This is a genomic window from Pseudomonadota bacterium (genome assembly GCA_011049115.1).
In the GTDB taxonomy this organism is placed as follows: Bacteria; Desulfobacterota; Anaeroferrophillalia; order Anaeroferrophillales; family Tharpellaceae; genus DSCM01.
Map to the genome: position 1 here is coordinate 1 of DSCM01000075.1, position 11860 is coordinate 11860.

An 11860-nucleotide genomic window follows, 5' to 3' on the forward strand; every position below is an offset into this window, starting at 1 on the left:
ATTTTGGGTAAGGTCGCAATAAAAGCAGTGGTCTCATTGGAGGCTCCCTGATAAATATCAGGAGTCCAGGCATGCATTGGAAACATGGCCAACTTATAGAAAAAGCCGCTGAGCAGCAGAACCATTCCGATTACGGCCAGAGACTGAGCTCCGATAATTTCCGGCATCTGCCGGCTGATCTCAACCAAATAAGTGGAATGACAGAAGGCGAAAACATAGCTTAACCCAAACAACGAGATACCGGTCGCCGCAGCCCCGAAAATTACATACTTGATACCGGCTTCAACCTCTTGACGCTGCCCCGGATTGAGACGAAATGAGATCACCACATAAAGTGCGTATGAAGAAATCTCGAGACAGACCAGTATCGTCAGCAGCTCAACTGCGCTGCTCATCATCACCAACCCCAGTGTACTCAGTGACAGAAAAAAAGAAAACTCATTCCGCATTTCCTCTTCAATCCCGGCCAGATCTCTAGACATGTAGGAAACCAGAAAAAGGCCGCCGGTCAGAAAAAATTTACTCAACTGGGAAAGAACATCTATCTGATAAGCCCCGCAGAAAAGACTTCCTGACCAGAAAAGGGATAGAAGCGTGAGCGCAGAGGCAAGGCCGGAGCCAGCCATGACAATGGCAGCTTTCACTTTTCCTTTACGTTTTAGCAAAGAGGCCGCAAACAACATCAGGACGGTGACAATCAGAACAATTTCTGGCAGGATCAGGTTTATTTGCATGCGCATTACCTATTAAAAATGAATAACAGCCTTCCCTTAAGCCAAGGCTAAACGCTTCTTTCCAGCGGCTAAAAGGGCATAACCTGTTTAAACCAACTCCCGAGTTCGAGCAGGGCGTGCGATTCGGCGTGCCCCCCCCCGCCCGCCGGCAGATGGATCCCGCCGGCCGCCAGCTGTTCCAACAGATGAGCGACACTGGCATCCATAAACTTCAGCAGGGGAGCTGGATAAAGTCCGATCCAGAAAACAAACCCGGCAAGCACAACTACTATGATAATTTCCCGGAGATCAAGATCGACAAGAGCGTGAGCGTGGGCTTTATCTCCCTCCTCACCCTCGTGATGATGGCCGTGTCCATCGGAATCATGCCAGACCATACGCTGCAAGAGCCGCAGCATGTATGCCGCCGCAAGAATAGCGCCGGGAATGGCAAGAAAACCGACAAGCGAACTCTGCTTGAAAGCTCCGAGCAACACCAGGAACTCCCCGACAAAGCTGTTGGTTCCCGGAAAGGCCAGCGATGATAACGAAAAAATCCCGAGAAAGGTAACGTAGACCGGCATCAGCATTCCCAGCGCTGAATTATCGGCTATCTCGCGACTGTGAGTGCGCTCGTAAATCATCCCGACCATGATAAACAGCCCACCCGTGGTGATCCCATGGTTGATCATCTGCAGGATAGCACCCTTAAGTCCCTGGTCGTTGAGCAGAAAAATCCCCAGGGTAACAAAACCCATGTGGCCGACGCTGGAATAGGCGATCAGTTTTTTGATATCGGTCTGCCCCAGAGCCAGATAACCGCCAAAGATAATCGAAATCAACGACAGCGCGATCAAATAGGGCATGCAGTACACCGTGGCTGCCGGAGCCATCGGCAGACAGAAGCGCAGAAAACCGTAACCTCCCATTTTCAGCAGAATACTGGCGAGAATGACACTTCCAGCGGTCGGGGCCTCGACATGGGCGGCCGGCAGCCAGGTGTGAAGCGGATACATTGGGATTTTGATGGCAAAGGCCAGGGCGCAGGCAAGAAAAATCCACATCTGATAGGCAAAGGAAAACTCATGGTCCATCAGGGCAGGGATGAAAAAGGTTCCAGTCTTGATGTAAAGCGCGACGATGGCGACCAAAAGAAAGATACTGCCGCACAGGGTGTAGAGGAAGAACTTGATCGAAGCATAGTCCCTGCGAGCCCCGCCCCAGACGGCAATCAAAAGAAACATGGGAACCAACATCGCTTCCCAGAAGATATAAAAAAGCACGGTATTAAGGCTGACAAAGACCCCGATCATGGCGGTTTCCATGACCAGGATGACAAAAATAAACTCACCGACGCGTTTACCGATATACCGCCAGGAACAAAGAACACAGAAAGGCATAATCAAGGTCGTCAACAACACCAGCAGTCCACTGATACCATCGACTCCGACCACATAATCCAGATTAAGCAGCGGAAACCAGGCCCTTAATTCGGCGAATTGGTATTTGGCGGTATGCAGGTCAAAGCAGCTGTAGAGCGGCAACGACAGTACTAGAGTCAACAAGGTCACGAACATACCGAATACCTTGAGCCGTTGTTCATTCTTAAGCAGAAGACTGAGGAGGGCGCCGAACAGTGGAACCACCATGATCACCGATAGCACCGGATAGCTCAGGGTGTTGAGAATCAGATATTTTTCCATGTGCATAGTATTCTCTCAGAGATTGATAAAATATCTATCGAACAAATGCGCTGCCTTCCGGCAGGATAACCTGGGCGGATACTTTCAGAGAAAAACCACGACCAGTAAAACAATCATCAGAGCGGCTACCGCTCCGCCGACATAGTGCTGAAGCTTCCCGGTCTGCAGACTGCGCATCTGATCTCCACTTTGCACAACCCCTTTGGCGGACCCGTCAACCGCCCAATCAATGCCCTCCCAGTCAAACCAAGAAAGAGCTTTGGCCACCGCCTTGGTAAAACGTAACCCGACGGTTCTGTAAACCTCACCGACCCAGTCGTTGGCAAGACTAATCGGTTTACAGGCCACCCACATAAAAACCAGGGATCCTTTGCGGTAAAACCAGTCAACATCAAGATTGCTCTTGGGCTCCGGGTGCAGATAATTAACCATCAGATAAAAGCCCAGCCCGGTAAAACCGAGAATCTGCAGGGTTTCCGAAAGATGATAAGCGGTATAAGGATGGTAATCCACCGCAAAGGGCAGCATCCGGTACAGATATTCCGGGTAGACGCCCAGAAAAATACACATAAAGGCGGCAAAGACCATGGCCAGGTTCATGTTCCAGGGCGCTTCCTTGGCTTCAACTCCGGAATCCTTGCCGAACCAGATAAAGTACGGCAGTTTAATTCCAACCGAGAGAAAGGTGCCGACTGCGGCCAGACTGAGCATCAGCAAAAGAAAAACCCGATGATGTTCGCCGGCGGCCGCAATAATCATGGACTTGCTGACAAAACCGCTGGTCAGAGGAAAACCGGAAATCGCAACCCCGCCGATAACCGTGAAAAACATGGCCCAGGGCATCCGTTTATAAAGCCCACCCAGCTCATTGAGCTTGGATTTGCCGGTCATTTCCAGAACCGCACCCACCCCCATGAAAAGCAGGGCTTTATAAAGGATATGCGCATAGGCGTGCGCACAGGCTCCGTTGACCGCCATGGCCGTGCCGATCCCGATTCCGCAGACCATATAGCCCACCTGGCTGACAATATGGTAGGCCAGAATGCGGCGCGCGTCATTCTCGATAACCGCATAGCCGACCCCGTAGAGGGTCATGATTGCCCCCATGACGGCCAGAACTTCAAAACCCGGAAAGGCGCGAGCCAAAACATAGACGGCGGTCTTGGTGGTAAAGGCACACATGAAGACAGCTCCGGTCACGGTTGCTTCCGGATAGGCATCCGGAAGCCAGGCGTGAATAGGAGGTACTGCGGCATTAAGCATGAAACCGATCATGATCAGATAGTCGGCCATGGTCGCCCCTTCTACGGCAATCCTGGTAAAGGTCAGATCATGACAATGCTGATATCTGAGGAAAATGCCGGCCAACAGAATAAGGCCGCCGACCGTATGCACTAACAAGTAACGATAGCCGGCCTCGATTGAACGTTTTTTCTTGCGATACCAGATAAGAAAGGTCGAGGCAAAAGCCATCAGCTCCCAAAAGATAAAAATAGTCAGGTAATCACCAGCCAGCGTAGTCCCGAGAGAACCCGCAACGTACAAAAAGGCGGCCATATGATGCCCGGTTTCCTTGACATGGAGACAGTAGACCGAGCCGATCACCGCCATCAGGGTAAAAACATGGAGAAAAACATAGGTCAATTTATCGACCTTACCGAAAACCAGCTCAAAACCCATGAAATGGCAGACCCCAAAACTCTCCGGCAAGGCATGAATCTGCCAGAAAGCCAGCAGGGGGACGGCCAGGAGAAGCACTTTCTGCAGTTTAAAGCGACTAAAAAACGGCAGCAACAGGGCCCCGACTATAAAGAAGGAGGCCGGATGGAGAAAGATAGTGCTACTTATCATTAGCGGTATCCTCTTTATCGTAGAAATCTTCACGCTGAGCCAGCCAGACGTGCGAAAGCCCCTTGCAAAACACTATCATTCCGAGACAGCCCAAAATCGTGAACAACGCCCAGAAGCCAATGACGGAGTCGCCCCAGAAATGAGGATGATGTCTTTCAACCAGGAAATCATAGAGCAGGGTTCCCAGTAGAAAGGCGAAAAAGACCCACTTCAGAGCCTTTACATGAGCCCGCAGCAAACTTAGAAGCGTAACCATCATGACCCCACCATTGTATTGATAATCCGAAGAAAAAGATCGGGGTAGACACCAAGCACCACCGAGATGATACTGGTTATCAGCAACGGCACAACCATCAGCATGATCATTGGCTGATTTTCCAGACTGCCGCTCAAACCTTCATCGGCAAGTAGCGGCTTTCCGAAAAAGGCCTTGTGAAAAATCGGCACGAAATAGCCGGCGTTGAGCAGACTGCTGGCCAAAAGAACGATCAGCAGACCAATACTTTTAAGATCCATGGATCCCAAAGCCAGAAACCATTTGGTCACAAAACCACTGGACGGAGGTACTCCGATCATACTCAGCGAGGCAATCCCGAACGCCATCATGGTAATCGGCATGCGATAACCGAAGCCCCCAAGCTCCTTGATATCCTTTTTGCCGCTGGCGACAAAGATCGCCCCGGCGCAGAAAAACAGGGTAATCTTGGCAAAGGCATGGTTGGCGATATGAATAAGCCCGCCGGTAATTCCATTGGGGGTCAGCATGGCGACCCCCAGGATTATATAGGAAAGCTGGCTGATGGTCGAATAGGCCAAGCGGGCCTTGAGATTGCTTTTACTTAACGCGATAATCGAGGCGGTAACAATCGTAAAAGAAACAAAATAGGCGGTAAAGATTCCCAAATTGAGATCCTGCAGCAGCTTCACGCCAAAAACCGAGAGCATGACGCGACTGGTCGAAAAAACTCCGACCTTGACAACCACTACCGCATGCAACAAAGCACTGACCGGGGTTGGAGCCACCATGGCTGAAGGCAGCCAGTTATGCAGCGGCATGATCCCGGCTTTGGCAAAGCCGAAAAGACAGAGTAAATACGAAACCGTGACCAGCAGTTTGTTGGCACCAGCCGGAAAAATTCCGTCCAGGATACCGGTGTAGCAAAAATCAAGGGTGCCGCACTGATGATAAATGATCACCATCGCCGGCAGGAGAAAGGCTTTCGAGGTAAACATCAGATAGACTATATATTTGCGCGCCCCCTCGTAACCTTCGGCATCCTGATGATGAGCGACCAGGGGATAGGTAAAGATGGAAATGATTTCATAAAAGAGATACAAAGTGAAAAGATTACCGGCAAAAGCCGCTCCCATGGCCCCACCGACCGAAACCGCATAGCAGACATAAAAACGGGTTTGGGCATGTTCATTGAGGCCGCGCATGTAACCAACACAGTAAAAACCGGCGAGAATCCATAAAAAGGAGGCCGTACCGGCAAACATGATACCGAGTCCATCAAGATGAAACTTGATATTGACCCCGGGATAAAGGGTCGCCAGGGTGTATTCATAAGTTCCACCGCTGAGAATCTGCGGCAACAGCGTCAGTACCGAGAGAAAGGTCAGCAGGGCTCCGATTACCGACCAGGATTCCCTGAGGTTCGGTCTTTTGCCGGAAAACATGACCAGCAGAGCCGTCAACATCGGCAGGGCGGAGGTGAGCAGGATTTTACTGGTAATAATCGTATCCATATTCAAGAAATACCTCTTGTCCCCGCTTAGCCGCGCAGATCGCTGATCTGCTCCGGATCGGATGTTTTATATTTACGGTAGACGGCAAAAATCAAGCTTACGGCAATCGCCGCTTCAGCTGCGGCCAAGCCCATAATAAACAAAGCAAAAATCTGCCCCACGGCCGGGTCCGGCGCCAGAAAACGATTGAAGGCCATAAAATTCAAACCGGCGCCGTTCAAAATCAACTCAATCGAAATCAGCATGCCGATCAGGCTGCGATGCTGCATCATCCCGTACAACCCCAGGCAAAGCAGGACCACGGCAACAACCAGATATGTATGAAGGTTACCACTAATCACTTTTCAGCCCCCTGCGTTTTCCGTTCCAGGTAATCGCCACGGCTCCGACTATCGCGATTAACAGAACTACCGAAATTAGTTCAAAAGCCAAACCAAAACGATTCACCAGCGTTTTTCCGAGGAAAGCCAGACTGTAATCCCCGGAGCCCGCCCCGGCGGCCTTTACCCACTGAGTGCGCGCCAGACCGAACAACAGGACTCCGGAAGTCAGCAGGACGGTAATCACTGCCAGAATCGTATTTTCAGGACCAATGGCATATTCCGCCAACTGCCTGGGGGTATAGCCGACCATGATCCCGAAGACTATCATAATACAGACGGCGCCGACGTAAATCAGAATCTGCATCAAAGCAAGAAAGGGACTGTTGAGATAGAGATAGAGACCGGCCACTCCGAACATAGCCATTGCCAACCCCATCACGGCTTTTATCAGGATATGGGAACTGACGGCCACCAGCGCCCCGAAGCCAATCAGGAGCAGAAAAAGGTAGAAAAAAATCTCAGTTAAAATTCCGTAAGCCATCAGTTGCCTCCGGCGGACGCGGCATGAGGTTGTTGCTGCCGGCGCTGAAGCCGCGCAATCAGATCATAGTGAAACTCTTCCCGACTGAAGCCCGCGATGTTATAGTCTTGTGAATAGTCAATCGCCCCTTTGGGACAGGCTTCAACACAACTGCCGCAGAGGCTGCACTTGGTAAAATCAAGGGCGAAGACCGTCAGGGTTTTGGTTTTTTCCCCATCTTTCTTTTCACCTTCGACCGCAATACAGCCGGAGGGGCAGGAACGGGCGCACATTCCACAGACAATACAGTCGCAGATTCCGCTGTCCGGATTCACAACCAATTCGATATGCCCACGATAGTTGGGCGTGATGTCACATTTCTGGCGCGGGTACTGGACCGTCACCAAGGGTTGCAGCATCGCCTTGAAGGTTACTTTCAGACCGATCAGCAGACTCTTGCCGCCGAACCAAAGTTCTCCGAAATATCCTCGATTATTCATATCAGTTTAACCACTACTGCGGTGACAAGAAGATTAGCCAGAGAAAAAGGAATCAAATATTTCCAACAAAAAGTCATCAGCTGGTCGAAACGCACCCGGGGATAGGTCCAGCGAATCCAGATCATGAAAAAAAGCAAGCCATAGACCTTGAGCAGAAACCAGATGACTCCGGTATAGTCGCCAAATGGTAACGGAATCCCTTTCCACCCCCCGAGAAATAAAATGGTGGCGATCGAGCAAACCGTAAACATATTGGCGTATTCGGCGAGAAAGAAGAAACTGAATCCCATACCGCTGTACTCGGTATGGAAGCCGGCAGTCAGCTCACTTTCGGCCTCCGGCATATCAAAGGGGGCGCGGTTGGTCTCCGCCAGACCCGAAATAAAATAGATAATAAACGCCACCGGCTGAACCAGGATGAACCAGTAATATTTCTGCGCTGCAATAATCCCCTGCAAGCTGAAAGTACTGGTCATCAAAACCACTGCAAGCAGGGAAAGCAGCATTGGAATCTCGTAGGAGACCGCCTGGGCGACGGAGCGAAAGGTACCAAACAGGGAATATTTGTTATTTGAAGCCCAGCCGGCCACAAGAATGGCGATAACATTAATCGAGGTCATAGCGAGGACAAAAATCAGGCTGACATCCATGGATACAGCCTGAATTTTACGACTGAAGGGTATTACCGCAAAAGGCAGAACGCAGGGAGCAAAAGAAAGCAATGGAGCTAAGCGGAACAGAAATCGGTGGGCTCCTTCAGGCACCACCAACTGTTTACCGATCAGTTTCAGACCATCGACCAGCAGCTGCAGAACCCCGTGCGGACCGACTTCCATCAGACCGGGACGACGCTGAATATGAGCCGAAACCTTTCGCTCCATGTAACCGAGCAACATGGCATTGAGAAAGACAAACGCCACCACCAAAACCGCGGCGCTGATCATGCGTAATAACTCAGGGGGCATAACGCTTACTCCAGTCTAGAAGAACCGATACAGGTAAAAAGCCTTTGCAGTTGGGTTTAACGGACGATGGACGATGCCGGACTCACATCAGCGACTTTAGACAAAACCAGCCCGCCCTCAACCTTGATTCTAACGGTCAATCTCCGGAATTACGAGGTCCATGCTGCCCATGGAAGTAACCAGGTCAGCCAGCAGAATGCCTCGTCCCAACTCGGGCAGCACACTCAGATTGGAATAGGACGGCACCCTGATTTTCAAGCGATAGGGAATCTCGCCGCCGCCGCTGACCAGATAATAAGTCAACTCCCCCCGAGCCGCCTCTACCGCAAAACTCCCATCACCATTGGGCAGTTTGAGTTTTTTCGGCACCTTGCCGAGACAGGGTCCCTTCGGCAGCTGATCCAGAGCCTGTTCGATAATACGCAGGCTCTGCTCAATCTCCTGCAAACGCACCATGTAGCGGTCAAGAGAGTCTCCGTTAGTTCCGGTCGGAATTTCAAAGTCGAGCTGGGGATAAATAGAATAAGGCTCATTTTTACGAATATCGTAAGCGATTCCGGAGCCGCGCAGAACCGGCCCGGTAACCCCGTAACGCATGGCCATGTCAGCCGAAATCACCCCGACCCCCTCGGCCCTTTTGATGAAAATGATATTACCGGTAACCAGTTTATTGTACACCTCGAAGCGCTCCCGCTGCCGCTTGATAAAGGCCCGGGTACGTTCAACGAATTTGTCGTCGATATCCCGGCAGACTCCACCCACCCGGAAATAACAGTAAGTCAGCCGTGACCCGGTAACGTCTTCAAGAATATCAAGGACCTGCTCACGATCGTCAAAGGTATAGAGAATCGGCGTAAAGGCGCCCAGATCCAGAAGGAAGGCTCCCAGCCAGAGATGATGACTGACAATCCGATTCAGCTCGGAAGTGATGACCCGGATATACTCGGCCCGAGCCGGCACTTCAATCCCGCAAAGCCGCTCGAAAAGAGCGACAAATCCGTGATTATAGGGCAGGGCTGCGGCGTAATCCATCCGTCCGGTGTTCGGCATGAAGGCCATCCAGTTTTTGTGCTCGGCCATTTTTTCCTGCATGCGATGGCCGTACCCGAGAACCGGTTGCGCCTCCACCACATACTCGCCGTCCATTTCCAGCAAAACCCGCAGGACCCCGTGCGTACTGGGATGCTGAGGGCCCATGTTAAGATAGTAATGATTGTCCAGCGGAACATCCTGCGCCGGTACAAGATCAGCCCGATTCCGGTTATTCTCCACGGCAATTTTCATCAGCTCAGTTCCGCCCTTTTCTGGTCTGTTTTAGACTCTGCGGCTTCCGGCGCGGTCCAACTCACTTCGGCCAGATCCTTAAGATCAGCTTCTTTTTTAAGCAACGGCTTGAGATCAACATCCTCCTCGGCCAGAATCAAGGGTTTGAGATAGGGATGACCGACAAAATTGACCCCATAAAAATCCCTGGTTTCCCGCTCGTGCCAATTAGCCCCCTGATAGATATCGGAGATTGTCGGCAAGGAATTATCAGCCGCCACCGGCACTCTGACCAGTAGACGACAAGCCCGCTCATAACTGGCGAACTGATAAATAATCCGCATGGCCGGCTTAACATGCAGTCCGCCGACAAAAACCAGAAACATCTTTTCCTGCAAAAGAATCGCGGCCAATGTCCTTAACTGACCGGCTTCCACTTCGATTTCATAGTGGTAGCCACGCTGATAATAATCGCAGGGGCGAACCTCAAGCGAAAGCTCGCTGCGCAGGGCCCCGATAAGTTTTTCAGTAGCTGGGTGCATCGGATATCTTCCTCTGAGGGAACGGATGACGGACCCCGGTAATCTTCTCCTGAAGTTTGAGAATCCCTTCAAGCAACCCCTCGGGCCGGGGCGGACAACCGGGAACATAGACATCAACCGGAATCAGTTTATCGACCCCTTCGATCACGTTATAATTTTCTTCGACCGCGAAAGGCCCCCCGGAAATAGCACAGTTACCCATGGCGATAACCCACTTGGGCGAAGGCATCTGGTCATACAGGGTCATCACCGCGGAAGCCATCTTCTTGTTGACCGTCCCGGCGACAATCATCAGATCACTCTGTCGGGGCGACGGGCGAAAGACCTCTGACCCGAAACGGGAAATATCGAAACGCGCCATTCCCAGACTCATCATTTCGATAGCGCAGCAGGCCAGGCCAAACGTCATAGGCCAGAGTGAATTAGCCCGGCAGAGATTGAAAATCTCATCCGCCAGCTTATGCCTGACCAGCGGCCCAGGATCATGAACCACCAGATTTCCCGGCTCCCCCCTTTCCAGCCGCGCCTGCAACTCAGCCGCATAGGAGTGAACGTTTAATTTTCCTCTCGTTTGATCGCCCACGTAAAAACTCCTTTAACCCACACATACGCAACCGCCAGGGTCAGAATGCCAACAAAGATAAAAAGTTCCAGCACTCCCTGCCACCCCGAAACCCGGTCATAGGCGGCAGCAACCGGAAAAAGATAAAGAATATCGACATCAAACGCCAAAAAGATCAGGGCATAGAGATAATAAGCCGCCCCGAAACGAATGTCCCAGGCCGAGCCGAAAGGGTCCATGCCGCATTCATAGGTGAGCAGGGTCTTTTTATTAATTGTCCGAGGGCGAAAAATATCGGAAATAACGAAGGGAGCAAATCCGGCAATAATACCACCGGCCAGAATCACAATGATATAGACGAAATCAAGAACATGCGGCGCAGGCATTTACAACCCCCTCTTTGGAGTCGACGACTTTAAGAGCCCAGGGGGACCCGCTACCGGTAACGGTGCGTCAGCCCCGACCTCTGCCCCAAAACCATTTTAAAACAACCGGAATGGAAAAAGCGGCAAAGACATAATCCAGAAAATATTCATTGTCAAGAATTTTTTAAAGCTCTCGATAACGAGAAAAAATTAACAATTTCGCTGGATTGTAAAGAGCAACAATAATCAAACCTTAGCTCATATTGAATAATGCATACAAAAAATGCGCGGCCCAATAAAACAACGTACCACAATCACCCTTCCGGCGGCCCCGCCCTGAACCTTTCCCAGACCGGACCAAGCTCAGATTTTTTCCTCACCCCGCAGCGACCTTACAAAAAAAAGAAAAACGGCAACCTATTAGGTTGCCGTTTTTCTAACCACTCAACATAAAAAACGTCCCGAACTCCATGGGCATCCACAGAGCCGGGCATTTTCACAAAATCAAAACACCTCTACTTGCCGCTTAAATACTGATGCATTGCCGCCGCCGCCTTTTTACCGGCCCCCATGGCCTGAATCACCGTCGCCGCACCGGTCACGATATCACCGCCGGCATAAACTCCGGGCATGCTGGTCGCACCGGTTTCCGGATCGGCCACGATATTGCCCCAACGATTGGTTTTCAGATCCGGGGTCGTCGACGGCACCAGGGGATTCGGACCATTACCGATAGCCACCACCACCGTGTCAACCTCAACCACAAACTCAGAACCGGCAACCGGCTGCGGCCGCCGGCGGCCG

At 51.3% G+C, this 11860-nt stretch carries 14 protein-coding genes; all 14 read right to left on the minus strand.

Annotated elements, in window-relative coordinates; all coding sequences use genetic code 11:
- Positions 1-740, minus strand: a 740-nt coding sequence (locus tag ENN66_06110; protein HDS16174.1) for an NADH-quinone oxidoreductase subunit N, incomplete at its 3' end; no start/stop codon positions are given.
- Between the two features lie 62 nt (positions 741-802).
- Complete coding sequence (locus ENN66_06115) at positions 803-2416, minus strand: NADH-quinone oxidoreductase subunit M (GenBank protein HDS16175.1); 1614 nt, start codon at positions 2414-2416, stop codon at positions 803-805.
- A gap of 84 nt (positions 2417-2500) precedes the next feature.
- Entirely contained in the window at positions 2501-4267 is a 1767-nt protein-coding gene (locus tag ENN66_06120; GenBank protein ID HDS16176.1) for a Na(+)/H(+) antiporter subunit D, read from the minus strand.
- The gene (locus tag ENN66_06125; protein ID HDS16177.1) at positions 4257-4526 is read right to left on the minus strand and encodes a hypothetical protein; all 270 of its coding nucleotides are present in this window, start codon (positions 4524-4526) and stop codon (positions 4257-4259) included. Before ENN66_06125 ends, ENN66_06120 begins: the two co-directional genes overlap by 11 nt.
- Positions 4523-6016, minus strand: a complete 1494-nt coding sequence (locus ENN66_06130; GenBank protein HDS16178.1) for a monovalent cation/H+ antiporter subunit D family protein — start codon at positions 6014-6016, stop codon at positions 4523-4525. The genes ENN66_06125 and ENN66_06130 overlap by 4 nt, the downstream gene beginning before the upstream one ends.
- A 26-nt stretch (positions 6017-6042) precedes the next feature.
- On the minus strand, positions 6043-6354 hold the full coding sequence (gene nuoK, locus ENN66_06135; protein ID HDS16179.1) for an NADH-quinone oxidoreductase subunit NuoK: 312 nt from the start codon (positions 6352-6354) through the stop codon (positions 6043-6045).
- A complete protein-coding gene (locus ENN66_06140; protein HDS16180.1) occupies positions 6350-6880 on the minus strand; it encodes an NADH-quinone oxidoreductase subunit J in 531 nt (176 codons plus the stop codon). The genes nuoK and ENN66_06140 overlap by 5 nt, the downstream gene beginning before the upstream one ends.
- Positions 6880-7359, minus strand: a complete 480-nt coding sequence (locus tag ENN66_06145; GenBank protein HDS16181.1) for an NADH-quinone oxidoreductase subunit I — start codon at positions 7357-7359, stop codon at positions 6880-6882. Before ENN66_06145 ends, ENN66_06140 begins: the two co-directional genes overlap by 1 nt.
- A complete protein-coding gene (gene nuoH, locus ENN66_06150; GenBank protein HDS16182.1) occupies positions 7356-8324 on the minus strand; it encodes an NADH-quinone oxidoreductase subunit NuoH in 969 nt (322 codons plus the stop codon). Before nuoH ends, ENN66_06145 begins: the two co-directional genes overlap by 4 nt.
- Positions 8325-8453: 129 nt before the next feature.
- The gene (locus ENN66_06155) at positions 8454-9608 is read right to left on the minus strand and encodes an NADH-quinone oxidoreductase subunit D (protein ID HDS16183.1); all 1155 of its coding nucleotides are present in this window, start codon (positions 9606-9608) and stop codon (positions 8454-8456) included.
- Complete coding sequence (locus ENN66_06160) at positions 9608-10243, minus strand: NADH-quinone oxidoreductase subunit C (GenBank protein HDS16184.1); 636 nt, start codon at positions 10241-10243, stop codon at positions 9608-9610. Before ENN66_06160 ends, ENN66_06155 begins: the two co-directional genes overlap by 1 nt.
- Positions 10113-10649, minus strand: a complete 537-nt coding sequence (locus ENN66_06165) for an NADH-quinone oxidoreductase subunit B (protein HDS16185.1) — start codon at positions 10647-10649, stop codon at positions 10113-10115. Before ENN66_06165 ends, ENN66_06160 begins: the two co-directional genes overlap by 131 nt.
- A 35-nt stretch (positions 10650-10684) precedes the next feature.
- Positions 10685-11077, minus strand: a complete 393-nt coding sequence (locus tag ENN66_06170) for an NADH-quinone oxidoreductase subunit A (protein HDS16186.1) — start codon at positions 11075-11077, stop codon at positions 10685-10687.
- A 494-nt stretch (positions 11078-11571) separates the two neighbouring features.
- Positions 11572-11860: dihydropyrimidine dehydrogenase (locus tag ENN66_06175; GenBank protein HDS16187.1), on the minus strand; the 289-nt coding region annotated here is incomplete at its 5' end.